Source organism: Bradyrhizobium sp. LB14.3, from assembly GCF_040547985.1.
Classification (GTDB): domain Bacteria; phylum Pseudomonadota; class Alphaproteobacteria; order Rhizobiales; family Xanthobacteraceae; genus Bradyrhizobium.
In genome coordinates this window covers 192,384-217,291 of record NZ_JBEPQT010000002.1, presented here as the reverse complement: position 1 = coordinate 217,291, position 24,908 = coordinate 192,384, and the positions used below count along the sequence as shown (strand labels likewise).

At 63.7% G+C, this 24,908-nt stretch carries 22 protein-coding genes; 5 read left to right on the top strand and 17 right to left on the bottom strand.

The window, feature by feature from the left end; all coding sequences use genetic code 11:
- Positions 1–38: 38 nt before the first annotated feature.
- The 7 genes from ABIB00_RS04660 to ABIB00_RS04630 form a co-directional block, all read right to left on the bottom strand.
- Positions 39–1,025, bottom strand: a complete 987-nt coding sequence (locus tag ABIB00_RS04660; protein ID WP_354103554.1) for a prolipoprotein diacylglyceryl transferase — start codon at positions 1,023–1,025, stop codon at positions 39–41.
- Positions 1,026–1,191: 166 nt separating this feature from the next.
- On the bottom strand, positions 1,192–1,707 hold the full coding sequence (locus tag ABIB00_RS04655) for a ParB N-terminal domain-containing protein (protein ID WP_354103553.1): 516 nt from the start codon (positions 1,705–1,707) through the stop codon (positions 1,192–1,194).
- A gap of 418 nt (positions 1,708–2,125) precedes the next feature.
- Positions 2,126–3,247 (bottom strand): DUF4238 domain-containing protein, encoded by a 1,122-nt coding sequence (locus tag ABIB00_RS04650; RefSeq protein WP_354103552.1) that lies wholly within the window; start codon positions 3,245–3,247, stop codon positions 2,126–2,128.
- 223 nt (positions 3,248–3,470) lie between these two features.
- A complete protein-coding gene (locus tag ABIB00_RS04645; protein WP_354103551.1) occupies positions 3,471–4,538 on the bottom strand; it encodes a TIR domain-containing protein in 1,068 nt (355 codons plus the stop codon).
- On the bottom strand, positions 4,531–4,965 hold the full coding sequence (locus ABIB00_RS04640; protein WP_354103550.1) for a hypothetical protein: 435 nt from the start codon (positions 4,963–4,965) through the stop codon (positions 4,531–4,533). The genes ABIB00_RS04645 and ABIB00_RS04640 overlap by 8 nt, the downstream gene beginning before the upstream one ends.
- A 114-nt stretch (positions 4,966–5,079) precedes the next feature.
- Entirely contained in the window at positions 5,080–5,259 is a 180-nt protein-coding gene (locus tag ABIB00_RS04635) for a DUF3606 domain-containing protein (protein WP_354103549.1), read from the bottom strand.
- A 71-nt stretch (positions 5,260–5,330) separates the two neighbouring features.
- A complete protein-coding gene (locus ABIB00_RS04630) occupies positions 5,331–9,092 on the bottom strand; it encodes a vitamin B12-dependent ribonucleotide reductase (protein WP_354103849.1) in 3,762 nt (1,253 codons plus the stop codon).
- A 755-nt stretch (positions 9,093–9,847) separates the two neighbouring features.
- On the opposite strand from ABIB00_RS04630, the gene ABIB00_RS04625 reads away from it, so the two are divergent.
- Positions 9,848–10,744, top strand: coding sequence for a DMT family transporter (locus tag ABIB00_RS04625; RefSeq protein WP_354103548.1), 897 nt, complete (start codon positions 9,848–9,850; stop codon positions 10,742–10,744).
- On the opposite strand, the gene ABIB00_RS04620 is transcribed toward ABIB00_RS04625, so the two are convergent.
- The 3 genes from ABIB00_RS04620 to ABIB00_RS04610 form a co-directional block, all read right to left on the bottom strand.
- Entirely contained in the window at positions 10,745–13,003 is a 2,259-nt protein-coding gene (locus ABIB00_RS04620; RefSeq protein WP_354103547.1) for a CHASE3 domain-containing protein, read from the bottom strand.
- Positions 13,000–13,416, bottom strand: coding sequence for a response regulator (locus ABIB00_RS04615; protein ID WP_247440632.1), 417 nt, complete (start codon positions 13,414–13,416; stop codon positions 13,000–13,002). Before ABIB00_RS04615 ends, ABIB00_RS04620 begins: the two co-directional genes overlap by 4 nt.
- Positions 13,417–13,648: 232 nt before the next feature.
- Positions 13,649–14,254, bottom strand: a complete 606-nt coding sequence (locus tag ABIB00_RS04610) for a BA14K family protein (RefSeq protein ID WP_354103546.1) — start codon at positions 14,252–14,254, stop codon at positions 13,649–13,651.
- Between the two features lie 248 nt (positions 14,255–14,502).
- Here ABIB00_RS04610 and ABIB00_RS04605 point away from each other — a divergent pair, with 248 nt between their 5' ends.
- A complete protein-coding gene (locus ABIB00_RS04605; protein ID WP_247440546.1) occupies positions 14,503–14,910 on the top strand; it encodes an NADH:ubiquinone oxidoreductase subunit NDUFA12 in 408 nt (135 codons plus the stop codon).
- A gap of 481 nt (positions 14,911–15,391) precedes the next feature.
- Here ABIB00_RS04605 and ABIB00_RS04600 read toward each other — a convergent pair whose 3' ends face one another.
- Positions 15,392–16,078: a DJ-1/PfpI family protein gene (locus tag ABIB00_RS04600; RefSeq protein ID WP_247347208.1), complete on the bottom strand. Its 687-nt coding sequence runs from the start codon at positions 16,076–16,078 to the stop codon at positions 15,392–15,394.
- A 92-nt stretch (positions 16,079–16,170) separates the two neighbouring features.
- Here ABIB00_RS04600 and ABIB00_RS04595 point away from each other — a divergent pair, with 92 nt between their 5' ends.
- Together ABIB00_RS04595 and ABIB00_RS04590 are read left to right on the top strand one after the other, a co-directional pair.
- The gene (locus ABIB00_RS04595) at positions 16,171–17,109 is read left to right on the top strand and encodes a GlxA family transcriptional regulator (RefSeq protein ID WP_354103545.1); all 939 of its coding nucleotides are present in this window, start codon (positions 16,171–16,173) and stop codon (positions 17,107–17,109) included.
- Between the two features lie 140 nt (positions 17,110–17,249).
- Positions 17,250–17,642 carry a response regulator gene (locus ABIB00_RS04590; RefSeq protein WP_354103544.1) on the top strand — a complete coding sequence of 131 codons (393 nt, stop codon included), beginning with the start codon at positions 17,250–17,252 and terminating at the stop codon, positions 17,640–17,642.
- A 90-nt stretch (positions 17,643–17,732) separates the two neighbouring features.
- Here the strand turns inward: ABIB00_RS04590 and ABIB00_RS04585 are convergent, their stop codons facing one another.
- Entirely contained in the window at positions 17,733–18,761 is a 1,029-nt protein-coding gene (locus tag ABIB00_RS04585) for a Na+-dependent transporter (RefSeq protein WP_354103543.1), read from the bottom strand.
- A gap of 13 nt (positions 18,762–18,774) precedes the next feature.
- Positions 18,775–19,722 carry a LipP1 family hormone-sensitive lipase gene (gene lipP1, locus ABIB00_RS04580; RefSeq protein ID WP_354103542.1) on the bottom strand — a complete coding sequence of 316 codons (948 nt, stop codon included), beginning with the start codon at positions 19,720–19,722 and terminating at the stop codon, positions 18,775–18,777.
- Positions 19,723–19,949: 227 nt separating this feature from the next.
- On the opposite strand from lipP1, the gene ABIB00_RS04575 reads away from it, so the two are divergent.
- Positions 19,950–20,999: a DUF2155 domain-containing protein gene (locus ABIB00_RS04575; protein WP_354048701.1), complete on the top strand. Its 1,050-nt coding sequence runs from the start codon at positions 19,950–19,952 to the stop codon at positions 20,997–20,999.
- Between the two features lie 36 nt (positions 21,000–21,035).
- Here the strand turns inward: ABIB00_RS04575 and aat are convergent, their stop codons facing one another.
- The 4 genes from aat to ABIB00_RS04555 are packed head-to-tail and all read right to left on the bottom strand — an operon-like array spanning position 21,036 to position 24,821.
- Positions 21,036–21,716, bottom strand: a complete 681-nt coding sequence (gene aat / locus ABIB00_RS04570) for a leucyl/phenylalanyl-tRNA--protein transferase (RefSeq protein ID WP_354103541.1) — start codon at positions 21,714–21,716, stop codon at positions 21,036–21,038.
- Between the two features lie 50 nt (positions 21,717–21,766).
- On the bottom strand, positions 21,767–22,870 hold the full coding sequence (locus ABIB00_RS04565) for a sensor histidine kinase (protein ID WP_354048699.1): 1,104 nt from the start codon (positions 22,868–22,870) through the stop codon (positions 21,767–21,769).
- Entirely contained in the window at positions 22,867–23,307 is a 441-nt protein-coding gene (locus tag ABIB00_RS04560) for a response regulator (RefSeq protein WP_247347201.1), read from the bottom strand. The genes ABIB00_RS04565 and ABIB00_RS04560 overlap by 4 nt, the downstream gene beginning before the upstream one ends.
- On the bottom strand, positions 23,304–24,821 hold the full coding sequence (locus ABIB00_RS04555) for a sensor histidine kinase (protein ID WP_247347197.1): 1,518 nt from the start codon (positions 24,819–24,821) through the stop codon (positions 23,304–23,306). Before ABIB00_RS04555 ends, ABIB00_RS04560 begins: the two co-directional genes overlap by 4 nt.
- Positions 24,822–24,908 lie beyond the last annotated feature (87 nt).

Genomic DNA, 24,908 nt, shown 5'->3' with positions numbered 1-24,908 from the left:
AGCGATGGGTAGCGCTTCGCTCGACCAATCCTGCGGGCTCACCAATCCTGATCGCCGTAATAGGGATCGACCATATAGGGCGGAGGCATCCAGGGCCCTCGCGACGGCCTGGGCCGCCGAGGTGCGGCCGCTTGCGCGTGCGGCCGTGCAGGCGCAGCCGTATCGTTGTTCATCACGCTCCGCGCGACGGGTTTCGCGGGTACAGATGCGGATGACGTCGTCAGTTGCGTTTGCAGCGCCTGGACCTGTGCGGCGAGGCGCGCATTGTCCGCCGCATCCTTCTCCTGCGCCGCCTTGAGCTGTTGAATGGTGTCGGCCTGCTCGCGCAGCGTCTGCTCGTTCCGGCTTTTCAGTTGCTCGAGCTTTCCGTTGATGCTCGCAAGCTCGTTGGTGATGGTCTTGAGCGATTGCGCGAGATCGGACGATGATGGGTCAGGCGCCGGGGCGCCGGTTCTTGGAGTATCAGGTTTTGGAGCGCTTTCCGTTTCCTTGCTGACTGTTGGCGCGGGCACCGGACCAGGCCCATCCGCAGCAGCCAGTTGCATGGCCCGCGGCTGCGCCGGACTTTCAACCGCGGACGCTTGCGGGGGCTGGCTCGTGGCCGGCGGAGCCCATCGCGCCATGATCGACTTGCTGAACGACTTGGCCTCATCGCGATATTGCGAAGCGAAGGCGGCACCGAGAAGGCCGATCGCGAGCACGAGGCCAATCAAAGCGCGCATCATGGTCCGATCTCCCTTCAGGCCTTGATCGCGAACCTTGCTAGCTGGTGCCGGCGCCTTGTCCCTGGGAGTCTCGGCCGCCTTCGCACCGGCGCTTGCTTGCGAGGCCCGCGGGCCTTCGCTGCCGCGTTCCATTCCGGAAACCAGCCGGTCCAGCCGCGCAAGGTCTTGCTCCGCGCTCTTGATCTGGGTGTAGGCCCGCGCCAGCCCGCCATCGGCGCGCACCGCGTCCGGCTTGGGGGCATCAGGCTTCTGGTGATCAGGCTTCTGATCATCAGGTTTGGGGTCGTTCGCTTCGGGCACCGATGCGCTCTCGATCCAGTCGGGCGTCAATGGGAATGCGGCAGTCCGATCGTTGGAAGGATAGGCCTCGCCACTGTCCAACACAACGCGCGTGCGAAGGAGAAATTATGGCGGCTCATAGGTCGGAGGGCCGGCTCTGCCGCGATCGTAATTGTGGAGGCGGCCATCAATAGCGGCCGCCGCTGCCCTTTTGCTGCGTGATCCAGTCCGACAATGTTTTCCGTGTCGACCCAGCAGTCCGGCCCGGTGACGCCCTTGAATTGTCGCGGACGCCTTTCGCCGGACGGGCGCCCGGCGCCTCCGCTGCGTTGACGCTCTTCAAGGCAGCCGTCGATGCCTCCGCGGCTTCCTTCTCCAGACGCAACTGTTTCAACCGCGCCATCTTGATGCGCTCTGCCTCGACTTCGGGTCGTTCGGCGAGCCCTGGCTTATGTTGAGCAAGCTCGGCCGGGACCAGGACACCGAGAATGGTCGTCTCGCCGAGCGCCTTGCAGGCTTCCAGCCGGTGCAGTCCCTCGACCAGAACGAGGCGGTCTCCGTCGAGCCGAACGGAAATGGGGGCCTGTTGTCCGATGTCCAGAATGCTTTCCGCGATCTCCCCGACGGTCTCGGGCTTGATCGCTTTCTTCTGCTTCGTGGGAACGAAGATCTTCTCGATCGGGAAGCTTTCCGGTTTGGGCATAATCTGACTCCGCTTCTACCAGGCCCGTCGGAACCCACGCCGGTTGGGTTGGGAGTTTAGGAGGGAAGGGCTCGACCGCAAAGGTAATTTCGGCGGCGGATTGATGAGCATCGAAGCCGGAGCCAACTGCGATAACGGTGATGGTGAACTCCATCGCCGCCGCGCACCAAACGCGAGCCGAAGCCGCAGATCGGAGCGAGGGAATTAGGTGCACTGTCACCATAGTCCCCAAGGGATTTGGCCACACTGATCTGGTGGAGTGTTGAGGCAGTTAGGGTAGTCGGGCGGGGGCGCGTGCGGTTACGCCGGCCCGACCATATCGCGGATTGTGGCGACGGGCGAAGCTATATCGACAGTTAAGTGCACTGTCATCATAATGTTCACCCCGCTGGGCGGCAATCGCGAATAGAATTCTGCGCTAACCCATACTGCGCGTAGAGGGACAATCCGTGTTCGAGTTAAACCGAAAGGGACGGCTGGGTTCGTCACTTGAGAGCCATTCTTCCTTCCTCACATGGCCGACACTACTTCCATTGCTAAAGGTCTTTATCTTCGATCGAAAACCTAGCTGTGACGGCCAACGTCTCGGTTTCCGAGCCAGCATCTGCGTATGAGTGAGGTTTGCCGCTCCCTGTTCGTCCGGCTTAGCAACTCGATAAGTTTTGCCGTCCTTAGTTTCGCTATGCACAATCAGCATTGTATTGCGAAAGGTGGCTTCCTGCCGCTCGCCCGCGGTGACGTGTAGCAGTTCGCTAACCTCATCTAACGAACTCTGCTGAGAAAAGTAAATATTATGCGCTGCGGAGAGGGCTTGTAGCTCATTTAGCGTCGACACATCGGATCGTTTTTTCATCTCTATGAAATTTGAAGAGCCTGACATTGTATAGGCGGCGCGATCATAGGCGACAAATGAAAGCTTTGGACTGAGCGGTAACGAAAATATCGTTCCTGAATTCGATGCACCAAAGTTTCGATCGTTCCATCGTTGCAGATGCAGTCGATTTGTAAGGATCGCCGGATTGTCGGAAATTATGAAGTCGGTATTAGAAGTATTGAGGATGATCGATATTTTCAGATCGTCGGTGTACTTCCGCATCCTAAAGCCCATCTTCATCGAAATCGCGACGACTTCGTCGTGGGTTAAGTCGAGTTCGTGACGCTGCTCTTTATGTTCCGCCAGGACTTTGTCCTTGAAGTCCTCCTGCTGTAGCTTCATCTGCTCAATCGTGGCTGCGGTACGCCTCCATTGGATGAGCACAAAGAGCATCAGCCAACGTTTTTCCTCGTCGTCTGGCATGCGGCCCATCTGCATTGTTTTCAGAATCGCAGCGAACTTGCCTTCGAGCGAAGCTAGGATTGATTCCATCTGTCCATCGTGGCCGTAGAAATAGTCGCGAGAACACTGGCTCTTTACCGGAGCATTCCATATTGGTCGGTCGCGTGAGACATTGAAAACGTTTATGGCGACGCCGTCGCCTCCAAGAGTGAAAGGTCGGAGAAGGCATCGCGGGACATAATGCTGGTTCTTATTATGTGGCATTCCGAAAAGTCTTGGTAGGTAGCCGCATCCTCGTTGGCGCTGAATTGGCCCCTTTCGCAAGGTACGGTAGCAGATGCCTAGGTTCGAGTGCGGACGATATTGTCGAGGACTTTCTGATTGATCTCGTGACGCTTTCTGAGCTCGTAGGATGGGTTGAGCGCAGCGACCATCGATTGCCTCGATCGAATGATGGGTTTCGCATATGCTCTACCCATCCTACGAGCTAACGGCCGGCTTGCGTTGCTGCCGCATCGATCCAGCTTCCGACGTTGCGATGGCCGTAGTCGAGTTTGTAGTCGTATTCGGCTGCGTTCGTTGCTAGCGGCATAACGTAGTCTACATCAGGATCGTCCAGCCAAGCTGGCTTCCTTATCGGCAGGGTGTAGTCACCGTAGCGGCTCCAACGCTTAACCAATGCACCATGGCTGTCTGGCACGATTTTCATTTCGAAGAGGTAATACCGAGGTGGGACGCGCATGTTCGGTTGCAGCTTTGCTACTCCCATATGAGCCAAGGGGTTGAGGCCACACGGATGGGGTTCTTTCGTTTTATGATGGTTGATATTATTGATGTGAATGGTCAAAAGGCCGCGGCCGTCGATGACTGCTCTCGCAATCTCGTACTTCACCCAGCGTCGATCCCAAGTCATTGAACCGGCCAGAACACAAACGGCAGACGTGCGGATCACGCCTGAACGGATAAGTTCCTTGATAGCCTCATGGCTCACTAGTTTCCGGGCTTCCCATAGGCTGCTGTCGTAGAAGCTGCGGTTCAACGTGCTATCGGGATGGGTGATCTTCCAAGCGTTACGTACGTTGTTCACGCGCATGATATCGTCGAAGTGAAAGCTGAAAAACGCCTTTCGCTTCGTCTCGGGAGCGACGGGCTTGGGTTCCGGCGGAGGACAAAGGGCGTGGAACGGACTTGCTGCAGGGGACGGCGCTACTGGATCGAACAGCGAGCCAAAAGCGTGGGACGATGACTGTGACGCGAACAATGGTGGCGGCGACGTCGTCAAATCCGCAAAGGCGTTGAATGTGGGTTGTGCCGGTGTTGCAGGAGCAAAGCTTCCGAACTGACCTGCAAGGCCAGAACCGAATGGGTATGGATCGACGGGCAGCGCCGGTTTCGATTTGTCCAGCAACAGATCGGCGATGGCGCGGGTCACGGGGCTGACCTCGAACTTTGGCGTCGGTGGCGTAACGTAGTCTGCGAGCGAGTTGCGACGCGACTCAGCGCCGATTGCAGCCAGGAGGCCGAGGTTTTTCAAGCCAAACGGGTTTTCAGCCACTGGACCATGCTCCGAATAATACCGAGATGAGAATAGCGACGATCCCCAGTGGTCCATAGAATCCCAGGATCGACCAACTTGTAACAGCGCTCCAATATGGTTGCGCTGGGGCATGATCTAGGTTGATTTCAAAGCTTGGAATTTGCTCCCAGCCCTCTGCGCGGATAAGGTTAAATGCCCCACGAAATCTGCGTTCCACACGGAGATATTGTGCGTCGGCGAAGGCAAAGGCGAGGATCGGAAGAATAGCGAGTGCTGAGACGAGGGGGCGGTGCAGAGTAAAGCCGAAGCCGACAACTGTAGTAGTCACCGTGATGCAGTATGATTTGAACGACGCGCCGTAACCCGCCATCCTCGTTATGAGGCTCTGCAGCATTTCGAGATGCTTGACCCGAAGATCCGCGATCTTCTCGGCCGAGATTGTCATAGCGCTCCTTAGCTCAGTTACACTCCGTCGTGCTGCCACACATATCGCACCTCATGCAGCGCCGTGTGCCGTACCCACAATTAGCTCGTCGGGCTACTCGCTGTTTTCTTTGGCCTATTTGTTCTTCAGGTATTCAGTCACTTTTTTTACAGAGGAGCCGACCGCTCGAACCGCGCCCGCGAGTTGTTGGCCCGATACATCAAATTTTTTCTTCCAGTAGTCCATTTCGTAAGGCTCGTTCGTGTTGATGCGCGACCGATCACGATAGTCTCTCTTCGTTTTGTCGTCGGTCATTGGAGTTTCCTCTAGAGTTTGTCATGCCCGGACAAGCCCGGGCATGACGATGGTCGCGACGGGCTACCCCCTCACGAACACCCCGTCGTGCTGCCGCAAGTATCGCACTTCATACACGTCCCATTCCGCACCAGCGTGAAGTTGCCGCACTCGCCGCACATCTCGCCTTCGTAGCCCTTGGCCTTGGCTTCCGCGCGGCGCTCGGCCTTGCTGGGGACTGCGACTTGCGCGCTGCCGGACTTGCTCCACTGGAGGGCTTCGAGCTTCTCCGTGGGAGACAAATCGTGGCTGGCTTCCTGCTTCAGCGCGACCGCGCCTTCCAGGGCATCGCGGGCGGTGGCGCCGTGGGAGGCGAGCGAGGTGACCTTGCTGCCGCCGGCGGGCGCGCTGTCATTGCCGGATGCGACCGCGGCGGAGCCGCTGCGCATCACGAACAAATTGTCGGTGCGGGAGCGGGTGAGGCCGCGCGAGACCAGCCTGGTCGCCTGCTGGTTCGCTTCCTCCGGCTCCTTGCCTTCCTCGACGCCCTTGCCCAGCGCGTCGAAGTTCGACTCGGTCGGATCGACATGGGCGAGGTCGAAGCGCGACATGTAGCTCACCGCCAGTTCGCGGAAGACATAGTCGAGGATCGAGGTCGCGTACTTGATGCTGTCGTTGCCCTGCACGGGGCCCGCGGGCTCGAAGCGGGTGAAGGTGAAGGCGTCGACATATTCTTCGAGCGGCACGCCGTATTGCAGGCCCAGCGACACCGCGATGGCGAAGTTGTTGATGAAGGAGCGCAAGGCCGCGCCTTCCTTGTGCATGTCGATGAAGATCTCGCCGATCCGGCCGTCGTCATATTCGCCGGTACGGAGATAGACCTTGTGGCCGCCGACGACCGCCTTCTGGGTGTAGCCCTTGCGGCGATCCGGCATCTTCTCGCGCTCGCGCATCACGATGATGCGCTCGACCAGCTTCTCGACGATCTTTTCCGAGACCTGGGCGGTCCGCGCCGCCATCGGCTTGTCGTAGAGATTCTCGACCGCATCGTCCTCGTCCTCATCGTCGCTGATGAGCTGGGAGTTGAGCGGCTGGGAGAGCTTCGAGCCGTCGCGATAGAGCGCGTTGGCCTTCAGCGCCAGTTTCCACGATAGCATGTAGGCGGACTTGCAATCCTCCACCGTGGCGTCGTTCGGCATGTTGATGGTTTTCGAGATCGCACCCGAGATGAAGGGCTGCGCCGCCGCCATCATGCGGATGTGGCTCTCGACCGAGAGATAGCGCTTGCCGACCTTGCCGCAGGGATTGGCGCAGTCGAACACCGCGTAATGCTCGGCCTTGAGGTGCGGAGCACCTTCCACTGTCATCGCGCCGCAGATGTGGACGTTGGCCGCCTCGATCTCGCGCTTGGTGAAGCCCACGGCCTGGAGCAGGTCGAAGCCGGGAGCTGCGATTGCCTCGGCACCGATGCCGAGCTGGTCGCGGATGAAGTCCTCGCCAAAGGTCCATTTGTTGAAGGCGAACTTGATGTCAAAGGCGGTCGGCAGGGCCTTTTCGACCTTGGCGATGGCCTCATCCGTAAAACCCTTGGACTTCAGCGTCGAGACGTTGATGCCCGGCGCGTTGGAGAGCGAGCCGTGGCCGACGGCGTAGGCCTCGATCTCGGCGATATCAGCTTCGCGATAGCCGAGCGTGCGCAGCGCCGCGGGGACCGCGCGGTTGATGATCTTGAAGTAGCCGCCGCCGGCGAGCTTCTTGAACTTGACCAGCGCGAAGTCGGGCTCGATGCCGGTGGTGTCGCAATCCATGACCAGGCCGATCGTGCCGGTCGGCGCGACTACCGTGGTCTGGGCGTTGCGATAGCCGTGCTTCTCGCCGAGCTCGAGCGCCCCATCCCAGGCCGCCTGCGCATGCGTGACCAGGTCGGCCTGCGGGCAGGAGACCAGGTCCATCGGCACCGGGTTGACGCTGAGCGCCTCGTAGCCGGAGGTCTCGCCATGCGCGGCGCGGCGGTGGTTGCGGATCACGCGCAGCATGTGCGCGGCGTTCTTCTTGTAGCCGGGAAAGGTGCCGAGCTCGGCCGCCATCTCCGCAGAAGTCTTGTAGGTGATGCCGGTCATCACGGCGGTCAGCGCGCCGCAGAGCGCGCGGCCTTCCTTGCTGTCATAGGAGAGACCCATGGTCATCAGCAGGCCGCCGATATTGGCGAAGCCGAGACCGAGCGTGCGGAACTCATAGGAGAGCTCGGCGATCGCCTTCGACGGGAACTGCGCCATCATCACGGAGATTTCGAGCACGACGGTCCAGAGCCGGCAGAGGTGCTCGTAACCCTCGACGTCGAACCGCTTCGTGGTGGCGTCGTAGAACGTCAGCAGGTTGGCGGACGCCAGGTTGCACGCGGTGTCGTCCAGGAACATGTATTCCGAGCACGGATTGGAGGCGCGGATGTCGCCGGACGCCTTGCAGGTGTGCCAGTCATTCATGGTGGTGTTGAAGTGCAGGCCCGGGTCGGCCGACGCCCAGGCGGCGTAGCCGATCTTTTCCCAGAGGTCGCGCGCCTTCAGGGTCTTGGTCACCTTCTTGGTGGTGCGGCCGATGAGATTCCAGTCGCCGTCGGTTTCGACCGCGCGCAGGAAATCGTCCTTGAGCGAGACCGAATTGTTGGAGTTCTGGCCGGACACCGTGAGATAGGCTTCCGAATCCCAGTCGGTGTCGTAGACGTCGAACTGGATGTCCTTGTAGCCCTGCTTGGCGAACTGGATGACGCGCTTGATGTAATTGTCAGGCACCAGCGAGCGGCGCGCGAGCTTGATCTCGCGGCGCAGGGCAGGGTTCTTCTCAGGGTCGAAGCAATCGTCGCCCGAACCTTCGCAGTTCACGCAGGCCTTGAGCACCAGCTTGAGGTGCTTCTGGTTGATCTTGGATCCGGTGACGAGAGCTGCGACCTTCTGCTCCTCCTTCACTTTCCAGTCGATATAGGTCTCGATGTCCGGGTGATCGGCATCGACCACGACCATCTTGGCCGCGCGGCGCGTGGTGCCGCCCGACTTGATCGCGCCCGCCGCGCGGTCGCCGATCTTGAGGAAGCTCATCAGGCCGGACGAGCGGCCGCCGCCGGAGAGGCGTTCGCCTTCGCCGCGCAGGCGCGAGAAGTTGGAGCCGGTGCCGGAGCCGTATTTGAACAGGCGCGCCTCGCGGACCCAGAGGTCCATGATGCCGCCCTCGTTGACGAGGTCGTCACCGACGCCCTGGATGAAGCAGGCGTGCGGCTGCGGATGCTCGTAGGAGGATTTCGACCGGGTCAGCTTGCCGGTGAAGGGGTCGACGTAATAATGGCCCTGGCCGGGGCCGTCGATGCCATAGGCCCAATGAAGCCCGGTGTTGAACCATTGCGGCGAGTTCGGCGCGACCATCTGCATGGTCAGCATGTAGCGGAGCTCGTCGTAGAAGGTCTGGGCGTCGGCGTCGGAGGAGAAGTAATTGCCCTTCCAGCCCCAATAGGTCCAGCAGCCGGCGAGACGGTCGAACACCTGCTTGGCCGAGAGCTCGCTGACGAAGCGCTCTTTCTCGGGCAGGAGGGCGAGCGCCTCGGTGTCGGGCACGGAGCGCCACAGGAACGAGGGGACGGACTCTTCCTCGACCTTCTTCAGGCGCGCGGCAACGCCGGCCTTGCGAAAATACTTCTGGGCGAGGACGTCGGAGGCGACCTGCGACCAGTCGGTCGGAACCTCGACGCCGTCCAATTTAAACACGACCGAGCCGTCGGGATTCCTGATCTCCGACGTGGTCTGCCGGAATTCGATTCCCGCGTAAGGTGACTGTCCTACCGTGGTGTGGCGCCGCTCAATCCGCATGGTCTTGCCCCGTCCTATTTTCAGCCGGACCGCCTCCGCAAGGCGACCGGATCGATATTTCATTTCGCGAATCCCCGAAGGCGTTTCCGCCCCAAGGCTTCGCAGTTCAGCCGGTGGACCCGGCCCTTTTTCTCCCGGCGATGGTGAGGTGCGTGCACCTCTCACCGGCCGGCATGTCCGGATCCATCCGCCCCCAAGGGGATGAGCCCGACATGCGTTCAACGCCCCACAACGCCACTTCAACCAATTGCCATGCGAGCCTGTTGCCGGCCCGTTCTGGCGCCCTGGGAGACCGCTGTCGCGGGCAGACAAGCCCTCATCCCGCTGCCTTTGGCTGGCTTGGCGGAGTGCTGTTTTGCAGACCCTTCGGGGAGTGCCGGCGGGACGCAAACACACTCGCGCCGAACGGATCGAAAACTAGGACTCTCCATTGCGCCCGTCAAGAACTAGTGCGGGTTCCTGAATCAAATACTAAATATGGTGGATTGTCGGGGATAACAGGGGGCAAGCCCACACCTGTTCTTGAGCCAAGTATCGGTGAGTCCTCAGGGATTCCCAACCGAAAAAATTTGCATCCCGTGGTGCTGCGGAGGCTTCACCCCGCTGTTCACAGGGCAGGTATATTTTTGAGGACCGGGCTTGCCTCCACGGGACTCACGTGGGGCTACGGACGGTGAGGGCAGGCATGCCCGCCGGGGTGGTGGTGGGGCGCGCGAATCCGCGCCAAGCTGACCTCGATTTTGCCGGATACCCACATGCTTGATTCGACGCGACCGGGCTTGCGACCACGCATCGCCCCGGCCGGCCTGATGTTCCTCGCCATCACCTCGGTGGGCTGGGGCTTCAACTGGCCGGTGACGAAATTCCTGCTTTCCGAGCTGCCGCCGCTGACGCTGCGCGGGGTGACGGGGGTGCTGGGCGCAGTGCTGCTCGCCGCCCTCGCGCTGATCCGCCGGCAGAGCCTCAGGGTCGAGCCTGCGATCTGGCCGCGCCTGGTGACCGCCGCCGTGCTCAACGTCACCGGCTGGATGGTGCTGATGGGCCTGGCGCTGCTCTGGCTGCCGGCCAGCGAGGCGGCGCTGATCGCCTACACCATGCCGGTCTGGGCCTCGCTGATCGCCTGGCCGGTGCTGGGCGAGCGGCCGACCTTGTTGCGCACCATCGGCCTGGTGATGGCCTTTGCCGGGCTTGCCTCGATCATGGGCGGCAACGGCATTGCCGCCAGCGCGGAAAAGCTGCCGGGCATCATCATGGCGCTGTGCGGCGCGATCGGCTTCGCCGTCGGGACAGTGTTTTCCAAAAGGTACCCCATCCATCTGCCGCCGATCACGGCCGCGGCCTGGCAGATCGGGATCGGCTGCCTGCCGATTTCGATCATCGGCCTCGCCATCGAGACCACGCATCTGGAGCAGGTGACGCCGGTCGGCTGGTGGCTGCTGGTCTATTCGACCGTGGTGCAGTTCTGCATCGCCTATGTCAGCTGGTTCGCAGCGCTCGCGCGCCTGCCGGCCTCCGTCGCCGCGGTCGGGACGATGGCGGTGCCTGTCATCGGCGTGGTGGCGTCGGCGCTGGCGCTGGGGGAGCCGCTGGGCCCGGGCCAGATCGCCGCGCTGATCTTCACGCTGGCAGCCGTGGTGCTGGCGACGCGCTAGCTAGCTTGCAGTCATCCCTCCGCCGTTCAGCGCCTTCCGGATCATCTCGGCGAGCTGGTTGCGGCGGTAGGGTTTTGTCAGCAGTATCACGCCGTCGTCGAGCTTGCCGTGGTGGACGATGGCGTTGTCGGTATAGCCGGAGGTGTACAGCACCTTCAGGCCGGGGCGCCGTTTTGCCACTTCCTCGGCGAGCACGCGCCCGCTCATGCCGCCGGGGATGACGACATCGGTGAACAAGAGATCGAACGGCTGGCCGGTCTCGATCAGCTCCAGCGCCGTCTTGCTGTCGGACGCCGCCACCGTCTTGTAGCCCAGGCTCTGAAGTTGCGCTGTGACGAAGTTGCGCACCAGCGGATCGTCCTCGACCACGAAAATGGTCTCGGCGCCGCCTTCGGCTTGCGGCGTCGCGGCGGCGACCACATCCGTCATGCCTTCGCCCGGCGGCAGATAGAGCTTGATCGTGGTGCCGTGGCCTTCCTCGCTGTAGATCTTGATGTGGCCGCCGGACTGCTTGACGAAGCCGTAGACCATGGAGAGGCCGAGGCCGCTTCCCTTGCCGACCTCCTTGGTGGTGAAGAACGGCTCGAACGCCTGCTGCTGGACCTCGGCCGGCATGCCGGTGCCGGTGTCGCTGACGGCGAGCATCACGTAAGGGCCGGGGCGCACATCCGGATTGTTCTGGGCATAGGCCTCGTCGAGCACGACCCGATGGGCCTCGAACAGCAGCTTGCCGCCGTTCGGCATGGCATCGCGGGCGTTGATCGCCATGTTGAGCACGGCATTGGTGAGCCGGGACGGATCGATGTGCGAGGTCATCGGCCCCTGCTCCAGCACGGTCTCGATCTGGATCTGCTCGCCGAGGGTGGGGCGCAGGAGTTTTGCGATATCCGCGACCGCAGCGTTGATCTCGACGTTGCGCGGCTGGAGCGGCTGCCTGCGCGCAAAGGCGAGCAGATGCTGGATCAGCTCGGCGCAGCGCTCGGCGGCCTCGTCGATCAGCCGCGCCGTGCGTTGGAGCTCGGGCTGCGTCTTCAGGCTCGCCACCAGCGTCTCGGTGTTGCCGGAGATCACGGTCAGCATGTTGTTGAAGTCGTGCGCGACGCCGCCGGTCAGCTTGCCGATGGCATCCAGCTTCTGCGACTGATACAGCTGCCGCTCGGTCTCGCGCGACATGGTCGCGTCGTGATAGACCAGCACCGCGCCGGAAATCCTGCCTTGACCGTCCAGCATCGGCCGGCCGCTGATCATGAGATGGCGGGGTGAATTGCTGCTGTGCGGGCGGACGATCATCTCCATGTCTTCGAACTGCTCGCCGCGCAGCACGCGCGCCGACGGCAGCTCGTCGGGCTTGAGCGGGGTGACGCCGTCGCCCTGAAATACGTCGGACAGCGTGCGCAGATTGCGCAGGTTCATGCCGGTCCGGTGCAGCAATATGCGCTCCGCGGCCGGATTGGACAGAAGGACATTGCCCTCCGCATCGATGACCAGCACCGCCTCTGCCATGCTGCGAAAGGTGCTCTGAAGCACGTTGACCGACAGGCGCAGCTCGTCATGCGCGGTGACCAGATGCTCGGTGCGCTCGGCCACCGCGGCCTCGAGTTGCTGATTGGCGGCCGTGGTCTCCAATAGCGTGCTCTTGAGCGCGCCCTGGGTGCGCTGGCTCTCGCGCATCACCATCACGACCAGCAGCATGATCACGAGCGCGCCGGCGATATCGATGCCGAGCAGCACGATGCCGGTGCGGCGCGAATCCTGCGAGCGCGCGGCGAGCAATTGCTCTTCGCCCGCGCTCAGACGATCGAGGTTGCCCATCACCGTGTCCATGAGGCCGCGGCCCTCGCCCTTGCCCTGGAGCGTGGCAATGCCGGATTGGTCGTTGCCGGCGCGCAGGCGCATGGCCTCGGCGGCGATCTCCATCCGGCGCAGCGCCAGCGGCTCGGTGCCCTCCAGCAGCATGACCTGATCGGGATTGTCGCGCACGCCGCGCTTGAGATCGGCAAGTGCCGGCGCGATCTGGGCGTGTGCCGCCTGGAACTCCTCGCTGAAGCTCGGGCTGCCGTAGATTTCGTAGCCGCGTGCGGCACTCTCGGCGCGGCGCATCAGCAGGCGCAGATCGGAGATCTTCTTCAGCACCTCGATGGTGTGATTGACCCAGGCCGCATCGGACCGTGACTTGACGTCGAGGCCGATCGAGGCTGCGGTGATGATCAGGAGGATGGCAAGTCCAGTACCGAGAATGATGCGCTGCGTTGGGATCAAGGGGCTTCTTTCTTGTCCTTCGGCTGTGCACTTTCGCCCCCGAGGCATTCCCGGATGGTGGTCAGCAGCGCGTCCGGCGTGAACGGCTTGCGCAGGCAGCGTGTTGCGCCGAGCTCCAGCGCCATGCGGAGGAAATCAGGAGAGGGCGACGCGGATGACGCGAAGGCGTAGCCGGACATCGCGATCAGCGGTACCGCCGGCGCGCGCTCGTGAAAGATGCGGACGGACTCGAAGCCGCGCATGTGCGGCATGAAGATGTCAACCAGCATCACGTCGAAATTCTGTGTTTCGAGCGCAGCCAAACCCGTCTCTCCGCCGTCGGTCAACGTGACGTCGAAGCCCTGACGTTGGAGGAGGACCTCGATGGTCGCGCCGACCATCGGATCGTCATCGACCACGAGAATACGCGGCATGACATTTTCCAGTAATCGAAATCCCCATAGCCAAATTGATACAGGTGAATCGCGCGTCGGGTCAATTTTGGATTGGGTCAGGGTAGGTATGCACGGTGCGGTGATTAAAGGTCCGCGCGCCTCATCGTGGCGGACAGCGACCACGATGCGCTCGAAACAGTTGAGGTGCTCGACATGCGCGAAAAAGGCGCCGCATCGCTGCGGCGCCTCTCTTCAAGCGTTGTCGGTGTGCTTACGGGCAGGGATGACGCTGGCCGTCATAGCCGAGATAGGTGCCGGACGCCGGATCGTAGGATTTGTAGCGCTGTGCGCAATAGGCTGCGGAGTCGCCGCCGCTGTCGGGGACCACCGCCACTGACGGCTCATCATAATAGCTGTCGTCGCCATAGTAGTAGGGATCGTTGTAATAGCCGCCGCCGTAATAGGCGTACGAGCCAAGGCCGCCGATCGCAGCACCCGCCGCGACACCGGGCCAGAAGCCGCCGCCGCGATGGCGCCAGCCGCCGCCATGCCAACGGCCGCCGCCGCCATTCCAGTTGTGGCCCCCGGCTGCTGCGAAGCCGCGGCCGCCGCCGGTGAAAGCAGCGCCGCCACCCGGACGCACAGTTGTACCCGCCGCGAAGTTACCGCCGCCGCCGCCGATCCGCGCGCCGCCAAAGCTGCCGCCGCCCATTCGCGCGCCGCCGCCGCCGCCACCAAAGTGTGCGCCGCCACCGCCGCCACCGATGTGTGCGCCGCCTCCGACCACCGCAGCCCGACTTTGTGCAAAGCTCGGCGTCGCCAACGGGATAACCAATGCCACTGCCGCAGCGGCGCTCAAGACTTTCAGACTTTTCATGATCAAAACTCCTTTTCCCGGAAGCAAACCCAATGAAGGGGCTGTAGTTCCTGGGATCACGGCGGTTTGCGTGCGCGGCAAGGGTCTCATGGGAACGCTGTATCCGGCATGAACGGATCGCGTCCGATTTGCGGCAGCGTCCGTGCCCGGAGCCGCATCCCGCAGCGGGGGGCGCCGCCGCACCCGCCGAACTGGACATTTCGCCGTCCGGATGGCATCAGGACCCGACGAAGCAGGGCCCTTGCCGTATGAAACAATTCTTCCTCAAGTTCTTCACCTGGTGGAATGGCCAGACTTTTGGCACCCAACTCTGGACCAGGCGGTACGGGGAGCTGGTCGGCCAGGACGAGCAGGGCAACCTCTATTATCGCACCCGCGGCGGGGTGATCGACCCGACGCTCGGCTTCGAGCGGCGCTGGGTGATCTACAACGGTTATGCCGAAGCAAGCCGGATCCCGCCGTCCTGGCACGGCTGGATGCATCATACCGTCGACGTGCCGCCGACGCAGGAGAACTATCAGCCGCGCGAGTGGGAAAAGCCGCACCAGCCGAATCTCACCGGCACGGCCAACGCCTACCGCCCCTCGGGTTCGACGCTCGCCAGCGGCAAGCGGCCGAAGGCGACCGGCGACTATCAGCCCTGGACGCCTGGCTAGGCTTCCGATTCCCGTCCGATTCCTTCGTGGGAGTGGATGCACCCGCATCCGCCTCACCCTGCTGTGGACAACGCGAACAGCGGGGATGATTCCTGCGCGCTCGTTGCAGCCATGCAAGCGATGCGGCTCAATGGCGCATCTTACGGAGATGGGAGACCATCGCGTTCGGTTCGGGCAACAGTTCGCGACTGTCCCGAGATGCAGCGGCCGCCGACCAGGACTCGATCGGGAGATAGGCCCCCGGTCTGGAAGCTCCGAAATCGCCCGATGAAATGTGCAGCCGCCGTAAGGCAGGAAAGGCCGCTTGGGAAACCGAGCGGCCTTTTTCTGGTGTGACGAGTTGCGTGTCCCGGACGCGCTGCAGCGTGTAACGCTGCAGCGCTGAGCCTGGACCCATGTAGCAGCGACACGTGTGGTTTCCTGGGGCCCGGCTCTGCGGAGCGTCACTGCATGCCGCACCGCGTCCGGGACACGAGAGGGGCTACATCACCCGTTCGGCGGCGCGCTTCACCGCTTCCAGGCGGCGGGCCTGGTTTGGGGCGCCGCGCTCTTTCAGCAAGGCCAGCACTTCGGCGGGCGCGGTGTCGGGCGAGCCTGCATTGAACGGCGGAGCGGGATTGTATTCGAGCTGAAGCTGGATCGCTTCCGCCGTGGTGCGATCGACCAGGATCGACACCAGGGTCAGCGCGAAATCGATTCCCGCGGTGACGCCGCCGCCGGTGATGCGGTTGCGGTCGATGCAGACGCGCGTCCTGGTCGGCGTTGCGCCGAACTGGCCAAGCATCTCCATCGCGCTCCAATGGGTGGCGGCGCGGTAGCCCTTCAAGAGGCCTGCGGCGCCGAGCGCCAGCGATCCCGTGCAGACCGAGGTGACGTATTTGGCGCCTTCGGCCTGCCGGCGCAGGAAATCCAGCACCTCCTCGTCATTGAGCAGATCGTTGGTGCCGCCGCCGCCGGGCACGCAGATCACGTCGAGCTGCGGGCAATCGGCGAAGGTCGTGGTTGGCGTCAGCGTCAGCACGGAATCGCTCGGCACCGGCTCGATCCGCTTCCAGATCAAATGCAGTTTTACGCCTGGGACCGACGAGAACACCTGCAAGGGGCCGGTGAAGTCGAGCTGAGTGACGCGCGGGAACACCAGAAGTCCGATCTGGAGCGGTGTCGACATGAGAGCCTCCAACTATGTGCTTGACGCCGGCAAACTGGCATGATGCCATCCTGTCCAAAATGGCAATTTTCCCTCACTTTCGGACATCACCGATGATCGGCATCCTGATCTTCCCGGAGTTCCAGTTGCTCGATGCGGCCGGCCCGATCTCGGTGTTCGAGATCGCGGCACGTGCCACCGGCAAGGCGCCCGCGATCCGGGTGCTCGCGTTGAACCCAGGGCCTGTGCGCAGCTCGTCCGGCGTTGAAATGATGGCGCGCGATTTCAAGTCGGCGAATGCGATCACGACCCTGGTTGTGGCGGGCGGCGCAGGCGTCACGGATGCGGCGCGCTGCGAGGTCATGCGCGCCTTCGTGCAGCGGCTGGCACGGCGCGGCGTGCGGGTCGCCAGCGTCTGCTCGGGCGCCTATGTGCTGGCCGAGGCGGGCCTGCTCGACGGCCGCCGCGCCACCACGCATTGGGGCCGCACGCGGGATTTCGTCGGGCGCTATCCCAAGGTGAAGTTCGAGCCGGACCAGATTTTCACCCGTGACGGCAATGTGTGGACGTCCGCCGGCATCACCGCAGGTATCGATCTCGCGCTCGCGATGGTGACCGAAGACCATGGCGAGGAGATCGCGCAGGCAACCGCGCGGCAGCTCGTGCTGTATCATCGCCGCAGCGGCGGCCAGTCGCAATTCTCCTCGCTGCTGGAGTTGAAGACGCCGAACGGCCGGTTCGGCGCATTGCTGTCCTGGGCGCGCGAGAACCTCGACGCCCGTTTGACGGTCGAAGATCTCGCCGACCGCGCCGGCATGAGCGCGCGGCATTTTGCCCGCGCCTTTGCCGCCGAGACCGGCACGACACCCTCCAAGGCGATCGAGCGCTTGCGGATCGAGGTGGCGCGCGAACGCGTGCAGTCCTCGCGCGAGGCGATCGAGCTCGTCGCAGAGGCGACCGGCTTCCGCGACCCCGAGCGTATGCGGCGCGCCTTCATCCGCGCCTTCGGCCAACCGCCGCAGGCGCTGCGGCGTGCGGCAAGGGCCAACTAGGTTTCGCCGGAAGCTGTAGTTCATGGCGGGCGGCTGCGCCCCATCCCGGCAGCACCTTGTGTGCATTTTTGCACAAATCAGGGAACCAAAGCTCCCGCTTCGGCTTGATGTGCGCCACCCGAAGTGGATGGAGGTAAGCGGTGAATACTGAGTTGCTCGTCATCATGGTTGTGGAAGACGATCCGCTTATTCAGACAATCGTAGAAGAGTCATTAGCCGAGGGTGGCTTCCACCCAGAGGTTGCTTCATCCGGGGAGGGAGCGCTCACACTTCTCCAAAACGAAGAAAGCAAATATCTGGCCCTGATCACCGACGTGAACCTCAGCGGTGCTCTCACGGGCTGGGACGTTGCCAGGCGCGCAAGAGAACTCAATCCCCACATTCCCGTGGTCTACATGACCGGTGCCGCCGCCGATGATTGGCCGTCCCTTGGCGTTCCTCAGAGTATGCTCCTGCAAAAACCCTTCGCCCCGGCACAGGTCGTGACGGCGATCTCACAACTCCTCAACCAAGTCCCGCCAACACACGAGTAAGGTCGCAGTGACACATCAGTAACGCGCCGCGCTCGGTGTCACGGGCACCGGCAGTTTCCATATTCTCTGGCAACGCCGTGCGGCCGTGCATCAGCTGATAATTTTCATCTCATCGCCAGGTCGTGGTCTCTTTTTTGCGGTTGCAAGAGTCGCCCGCGCGGTCAGCCGCCGCGCGATCGGCGTCAACATGTATGGCGCCAGGTGAATTGGAAACTGCGTCATCGCGAAGTAGAGCCAGGTGGTGGGCGGCAGCGCGCCGGCGGTCGCGGCCAGCATCAGGCCCAGATTGCGCTGTGACACCATCAGCCCGAGCGCCAGCGCGCGCTCATAGCCGATGCGGCGGAACAGCAGCGTGGTGATCGCGAGCAGCGTGAAATAGATCGTGAAGGACAGCAGCGCCAAGCCGATCGTGAACACCGGCTGGGCCACCAGGTCGCTCGCAACGTCGCCCATGATCGCGGCCGCGAAAATCAGCAGGATGACGATGTTGAAGCCGTCGATCGGCCGCCTGTGGCGCTGGATCGCGGCCGCGCCGAAGACCCAGCGGATCACGGTCGCTGCAAGCAGCGATGCCGCGAGGATGCCGATCAGTTTCAGGCCGAGCGTGGCCGGCGTGACGCTGAGCATGTCGCCGAGGAACAGGCTCGCGAACAGCGACGCGGTGAACGGCACCAGCGCGGTCGCGGTCACCAGCGTTACCAGAACGAGCGTGGCATCGAGGCCCATCAGTGCTGCCAGCGCCGGCGAGGCCATCATCGGCGAAGCCATGCTCTGGAGCATCATGGCCAGCGCAAGGCCGGGCGAGCGCGCGGTGAGACCGGTGAGATGGACGATCAGCCCGACGATCACAGGCACGCCGATCACGGTCCAGGCGGTCGCGGTCGCAACCAGCGCCGGCCGGCGCAAATGGCCGGAGAGCGCGGCGAGATCGACCCGCATGAAGGAGATGCAGAGCAGAACGAAGATCGCCTCGGTGACGTAAGGGCGCAGCAACGCCCCGAGCGGCGGCACCGCGAGCGCGATGAACACGACGGCAGCCACAGCGCGGGTGCCCTGGCCGCCGAGCCATGTCAGCCCGCGCAGCGGGAGGACGAAGAGGTTTTGAAAGAAGGATGGCATGCGGGAGGCGGCGTCAGCCCAATCCCTTCAGCCACGCGCCGATCTCGCTCACGGCGACATTGGCCTCGCGCAGCAATTTGCCCATCGTGAAGAAGCCGTGGAATTGGCCGGGATAGTGCTTGGTGGCGACGGGCACGCCGGCTTGCCTGAGTCGCTCGGCATATTCGTCGCCTTCGTCGCGCAGCGGATCGGCGCCGGCGGTCAGCACATAGGTCGGCGGCAGGCCGCCAAGGTTTTGCGCGCGCGCCGGCGAGGCGCGCCAATCGTCGACGTCGGCGGCGCCGTTGAGATAATGGTCGCGGAACCAGCGGATTACCGAATGCGTCAGCAGCACACTGGTCTCGGGCTCGCCGTGCGAGCCGTGCGTCATGGCGAAATCGACGGCGGGGTAAATCAACACCTGGCCCGCGATCGCGGGGCCGTTGCCGTCTCTCGCAGCAAGCGCGACGACTGCGGCGAGATTGCCGCCGGCGCTGTCGCCGCCGATCGACAGGCGCGCGGCGTCGACGCCGAGCTCGCGGGCGTTGGCGGCGACCCATTTGGTCGCGGCGATCGCGTCATCGGCTGCGGCGGGAAATTTGTGTTCGGGCGCGAGGCGGTAGTCGACCGAGATCACGATCAGCGCGGCTTCGACCGCGAGCTGGCGGCAGACGACGTCGTGGGAGTCGAGATCGCCGATCACCCAGCCGCCGCCATGGAAGAACACCAGCGCCGGGGACAAGCCGTCATGCCGGCGCCGGTCTTTCGGAACGTAGATGCGGGCCGGGATCGTTCCGTGCGGTGCCGGGATCGCCAGCGGCGTGACGCGCGCAAGTTCCGGTGGCTCGGGATTGGTCGCAAAGCGCGCCTGCGTGTAATAGGCGCGCGCTTCCGGAACGGTCAGGGTCTCGTAGGCGGGGCGGCCCGCCTCCTGAAAGGCCGTGTAGACGGCGGCGGCGTCGGGATCGAGCACAACAGGCATGGGGAAGCGACCTTACGGGTTTCCAGCGATCGTTGGATGTCGTTTTCGGGGGCGGCGCCGCCTCTTCGGGGACGCCGCCGCCTTGGCCCGGGCGAGGGGCGTTCGGACTATCCCATCCGGGAGCCGGTCTGGCCAGACCGGGCCGGGAAGGGCAGGGATGCCGCCCTTCCCCCGCCGTATTCGCCGTGTTAACCGGATGGCCTGCGAGCGGCGGTATCCCCTGTAGAATGTCCAGCAAGCCCGATTCGCTGTTGAAGCCGCGCGAGATGTTTCGAACCTTTACCCTGACAGGTCTTGCGGCGCTTCTGGCCGCCACCGCACTGACGGCTGCGACGCCGGCTCAGGCGCAAATCGGCACGATCTTTTCCGATCCGCCGCCGCTGCGGCCACCCGGCAACATTCCGCGTGGCCAGCCTCAGCCGCAGCAGCAGATCCCCGATGACGACGAAGAGGTGCCGGAGCTGCCGCCGCAGGGCCGTGTGCTGCCGTCGCGCCCGATGCCCCCGCCGCCGGGCCGGCAGGGTAATGTGATGCCGGGGCCGGTCGAGACCCAACCTCTGGCGCCGCCCCCTGGCTCGGCCGCCGCTCCGCCAAACCAGCCGCCGTCCGTTGCGGTCGCTCCGCCCAATCCGCAAGGCGCCCCGCAGCCGGGCGCGCCCGGTCAGCGCCAGCCGCAGCAGAAGGGCGGACCGGGTGGTACTGTGCCGCAGACACCGGCGACCCTGCAGCCGGGCGACGAGGTCGTCACCGAACCGCCGGCCCAGAAGATCGTGAACAAGAAAGCGACTTTCTCCGGCCTGGACAAAATCACCGGCCGTATCATCAATTTCGACGAGGATATCGGCGAGACCGTGCAGTTCGGCGCGCTGCGCGTCAAAACCGACGCCTGCTACACGCGGCCGGCGACGGAGGCCGCCAACACCGACGCCTTCGTCGAGGTCGACGAGATCACCTTGCAGGGCGAGGTGAAGCGCATCTTCTCGGGCTGGATGTACGCGGCAAGTCCGGGCCTGCACGGCGTCGAGCACCCGATCTACGACATCTGGCTCACCGACTGCAAAGAGCCGCAGCAGACCATCGCGACCGCGGCGCCGGATCCCGGCACCAAGCCGGCTGCGCCGCCGCCGCCCGCGCAGAAGAAGTCCGCGCCCAAGCAGGTGCAGCAGCGTCCGCCGCAGCCGTTGCCGCCGATTCAGCAGCAGCAACCGGCACCGCCGCCACCTCCGCCGCCCGAGCAGCGGCCGGGTCTGTTCGGTATCCCGGGGTTTGGCCGCTAGGCCAAATCCCCCGGATTCGGCCGGTGATATCCCTGATTATTGCCGTGAGGCGATGATCTCGAGCGCGCGTGCGCCCGGGATCGCTTCACCGGCGGAGAGCTTCAGGAAATCGCCGGGCTCGCCCGCGAGCGCCTTGTCGAGCAGCGCGGTGTAGCGCCGCCGCGAAATCTCGGCCGCACCAAAACTCTTCAAATGCTCGGTGACGTATTGGGTGTCGAGCAGCTCGAAGCCGCCATGGATCAGCCGCGCGACCAGATGCACCAGCGCGACCTTCGAGGCATCGCGCGCGGTGTGGAACATGCTCTCACCGAAAAAGGCCCGGCCCAGGCTGACGCCGTAAAGCCCGCCGACGAGGTCTTCGCCCTGCCAGGCCTCGACGCTGTGGCAGTGGCCGAGCTCGTACAGGCCGCCATAGAGGTCGCGGATGCGCTTGTTGATCCAGGTGTCCTCGCGCCCGGCCTGCGGCGCGGCGCAGCCCGCGATCGTGGCCTTGAACGCAGCGTTGACGGTCACGCGGAACGAATCCGAACGCACGGTGCGCGCGAGCCGCGAGGCCACGCGAAATCCCTCGAGCGGGATGACGCCGCGCAACTCCGGCTCGACCCAGAACAGGGTCGGATCGTCGGCGCTTTCGGCCATCGGAAAGATGCCGCAGGCATAGGCGCGCAGCAGTACGGCTGGCGTGATTTCAGACGGGGCAGAGTCGCGCGAAGTCATGGCTCGCGACAATAGCAGGATCGCAATGCGGTTGCGATGGGCGGTGCGGGTCAGCTCGCTGCGGCAGTATTGGGCTTGACGGGGCCCGCGGGCACACGGCGGAACCTCAACATGATGCGGGTTCCGGAATGGGTGGGGTCGCGCTCGACCGAAGCGTCGAGCTTGGTGGCCATGGCTGCGACGATGCGCTGGCCCATGCCGGTGGAGCGCGGATCGGCCTTGACGTTGTCGCCGACGCCGTCATCCCTGATCGCCAGCAGCAGATCGTCGCCCTGCGAGGTCAGCTCGACATGGATCGGGCCGGCGCCGTCAGGATAGGCGTATTTCACCGCGTTCATCACCAGCTCGTTGACGATGATGCCGACGGCGACCGCACGGTCCGGATCGATCTCGACCGGTTCGGCCTTCAGCGTCAGGCGCGACATCCGGTCGCCTTCGGCCGAGCGGCGGAGATCCTCGAGCAGCGAGTCCAGATACTGGTTCAGCACCACGCTCTTCAGGTCTTGCGAGGTGTAGAGGCGGCGGTGCACCTGCGCGACCGCGGCGACGCGGCCCATCGCATTGGTCAACGCCGCCTTGACCTCGTCCTGCGCGGCGGAGCTTGCCTGTAGATGCAGCAGCGAGGCGATGATCTGGAGCGAGTTGCCGACGCGGTGGTTGACCTCGCGCAGCAGCAGTTCGCGTTCGGCGGCCAGCGCTGCGTAGCGGTCGCGCGAGGCATGGATCTCGGCTTCGGCCTCCTCGCGCGCCTTCTGCAATTCGGCCTGGCGCAGCGCGCCCTCGGCCGCGACGTGAAGCAGGGGGATGAAGTCGCCCTTGACGTCCTTGACGAGATAATCGGCCGCGCCCGCCTTCAGCGCCGTCACCGCGATGCTGGAATCCTGCGAGGCCGTGACGAACACCACGGGGGGTGCGCCGGGGATCGCCATGATCTGCTCCAGCGTCTCCAGCCCGTCGAGGCCGGGCATGTACTGGTCGAGCGCGACGACGTCGATGCCGCCGGTCGTCCCCGCGCGGCGGATGAGCTCGAGGCCTTCCTCACCGCTTGCGGCATGAAGGACCTTGTAGCCGCGCCGTGTCAGGCCGCGATCGACCAGGCGCGCCAGCGCGCCGTCGTCGTCGATGTAGAGCAGTGTTGGCGTGCGCTGGTTCATGAGGCGGCGGACGGGACCTGGATGACCGAGAAGAACAAGCCGAGCTGCCGGATGGCATTGGCGAAATTCTCGTAGTTCACGGGCTTGGTGATGTAAACGTTGCAGCCGAGCTCGTAGCAGCGCTTGATTTCCTGGGAATCGTCGGTGGTGGTCAGCACCACCACGGGCGAGGCCTTCAGATATTTGTTCTCCTTGATCTGCTTCAGGATGTCGATCCCGGTCATGTCGGGGAGGTTGAGATCGAGCAAGATCAGGAGTGCATTGCCCTTCTGCACGAGCCCGCTGCCGTCGGCCCCGAATAGGTGCTTCACCGCGTCCGTACCGTTGGCGAAGGAGATGATCTCGTTGTTGACGCCGGAGCGGCGGATGTTCCGCTCGATCAGTCGCGCATGTCCCTCGTCGTCCTCGATCATGATGATGCTGACGGGTTGAGTCATTGATCCGCGTTCCGGTTGCTGGCGTTCCAGGAGATGGGCAGCGTGATGGTGAAGCTACTGCCCGTATTCAGTTCCGATGATACCGACATGGTGCCGCCAAGGCGACGCACAAGTGCACGCACATGCGCGAGACCGATGCCCTGACCGGGCTTGTCCTGGGTTCCCGCGCGGCGAAACAGGTCGAATATCCGCTGGTGATCCTTCGGATCAATCCCGCGGCCGTTATCGCTGATCTCGAAGATAGCGTAGCCGAGCTTGGTACGCCCGCGGATTCTGATCTCGCCGGGGACGCCGGGCTTGAGATATTTGATGGCGTTGTCGATCAGATTGGAGAAGATCTGCTCCAGCGCGAGGCGGTCGCTGACCAGATCCGGCAGGGACGCGATGTGGATCTCGGCCTGTGCTTCGGCGGCCTGATGCGCCAGCGTCGACACGATCGCTTCGATCAGCCTGCGCGTGTCGATCTTTTCCGGCTGGAACTCACGCCGGCCCTCGCGGGTGAGATTGAGGATCGCCGAGATCAGGCGGTCCATCTTGGCGATCGACGACTTGATGAAGCTCAGCGCTTCGGAGAAATCCGCTGAAAGCTGCTTGTCGGGGCCTTCGAGCGCGATCTCGCCACCAGTCAGCGGCGGCCCGTTGGCCGGAACATGGGTGAGGCCGCCGATACGGCGGAAAATGTCGCCGCCGAGTTCTTCGAGTTCGCTGGTGAAGCCCATGATGTTGACGAGTGGCGAGCGCAGATCGTGGCTGACGATATAGGCAAAGCGCTGGATCTCGTTGTTGGCTTCGCGCAGATCGGCCGTGCGTTCGTCGACGATGGTCTCCAGATTGACATTGGCATCGCGCAGGCGCGCCTCGGCGTCGTCACGGGCGCGGGCCGAGCGCCGCACCAGCCAGATCGAGATCAGGGCCAGCAGCACGACGAGGCCGGAGCCAATGCCGGTCATCGACGCGGCGAGGGACTGGCTGCGGTCCGAGTTGACCGTTCGGAGCCGGAACAGCCGTTCTTCTTCCAAAATCATTTCCGACGCGACGTTGGCGATCGCGGCCGTGGCGTCGGTGGAGGCGAGCTTGCGGACCAGCGCTGCGGCCTTCTCGGGCTCACCCTGGCGGACGAAATCCATCTCCTGCACGAACTGGCCGAGCCGGGTCTCGATCGCCGCGCTCAGCCTCTCGATGCTTTCGCGTTGCGCCGGATTGTCGCCCGTCAGGCGCGTGAGCTTGTCGAGCGCCGGGATGATTGCTGCCACGGCCTTGTCATGGTCGGCCTGGAAATCCGCCGCTTGCGTCAGAAGGTAGCCACGGGCTGCGCTCTCGGCGCGCCGGATTTCCAGCAGGAGCGTGTTGATCTGGTTCTCCGCCTCGATGGTGTGAACCACCCATTTGCTGTCGTCTCTCGCCTTGTTGACGAGGTAGACCGAGCCGGCGCTGATCACGGTCAGCACCACAAGGCCCGCCGAGAACAGCAGGATCTGCCAAAATGCACGCCGTCGCTGCGCTTCAGCGATCACGACGGTCTCGCCTGATCAGGTTTAGCGGAATTCAAAACGCCCCCTCGGAACTGTCCCCGCCGACCAGAACGCGATCGGGGGGAAAGG

What these genes read in the sequence shown, in the direction of transcription:
- ABIB00_RS04640 (WP_354103550.1), bottom strand. Translation starts at nt 4,965, where the DNA reads ATGACAATCTCGGCCGAGAAGATCGCGGATCTTCGGGTCAAGCATCTC.
- ABIB00_RS04630 (WP_354103849.1), bottom strand. Translation starts at nt 9,092, where the DNA reads ATGCGGATTGAGCGGCGCCACACCACGGTAGGACAGTCACCTTACGCG.
- ABIB00_RS04605 (WP_247440546.1), top strand. Translation starts at nt 14,503, where the DNA reads ATGAAACAATTCTTCCTCAAGTTCTTCACCTGGTGGAATGGCCAGACT.
- ABIB00_RS04655 (WP_354103553.1), bottom strand. Translation starts at nt 1,707, where the DNA reads ATGCCCAAACCGGAAAGCTTCCCGATCGAGAAGATCTTCGTTCCCACG.
- ABIB00_RS04610 (WP_354103546.1), bottom strand. Translation starts at nt 14,254, where the DNA reads ATGAAAAGTCTGAAAGTCTTGAGCGCCGCTGCGGCAGTGGCATTGGTT.
- ABIB00_RS04595 (WP_354103545.1), top strand. Translation starts at nt 16,171, where the DNA reads ATGATCGGCATCCTGATCTTCCCGGAGTTCCAGTTGCTCGATGCGGCC.
- ABIB00_RS04615 (WP_247440632.1), bottom strand. Translation starts at nt 13,416, where the DNA reads ATGCCGCGTATTCTCGTGGTCGATGACGATCCGATGGTCGGCGCGACC.
- ABIB00_RS04585 (WP_354103543.1), bottom strand. Translation starts at nt 18,761, where the DNA reads ATGCCATCCTTCTTTCAAAACCTCTTCGTCCTCCCGCTGCGCGGGCTG.
- lipP1 (WP_354103542.1), bottom strand. Translation starts at nt 19,722, where the DNA reads ATGCCTGTTGTGCTCGATCCCGACGCCGCCGCCGTCTACACGGCCTTT.
- ABIB00_RS04635 (WP_354103549.1), bottom strand. Translation starts at nt 5,259, where the DNA reads ATGACCGACGACAAAACGAAGAGAGACTATCGTGATCGGTCGCGCATC.
- aat (WP_354103541.1), bottom strand. Translation starts at nt 21,716, where the DNA reads ATGACTTCGCGCGACTCTGCCCCGTCTGAAATCACGCCAGCCGTACTG.
- ABIB00_RS04565 (WP_354048699.1), bottom strand. Translation starts at nt 22,870, where the DNA reads ATGAACCAGCGCACGCCAACACTGCTCTACATCGACGACGACGGCGCG.
- ABIB00_RS04575 (WP_354048701.1), top strand. Translation starts at nt 19,950, where the DNA reads ATGTCCAGCAAGCCCGATTCGCTGTTGAAGCCGCGCGAGATGTTTCGA.
- ABIB00_RS04650 (WP_354103552.1), bottom strand. Translation starts at nt 3,247, where the DNA reads ATGCCACATAATAAGAACCAGCATTATGTCCCGCGATGCCTTCTCCGA.
- ABIB00_RS04625 (WP_354103548.1), top strand. Translation starts at nt 9,848, where the DNA reads ATGCTTGATTCGACGCGACCGGGCTTGCGACCACGCATCGCCCCGGCC.
- ABIB00_RS04600 (WP_247347208.1), bottom strand. Translation starts at nt 16,078, where the DNA reads ATGTCGACACCGCTCCAGATCGGACTTCTGGTGTTCCCGCGCGTCACT.
- ABIB00_RS04560 (WP_247347201.1), bottom strand. Translation starts at nt 23,307, where the DNA reads ATGACTCAACCCGTCAGCATCATCATGATCGAGGACGACGAGGGACAT.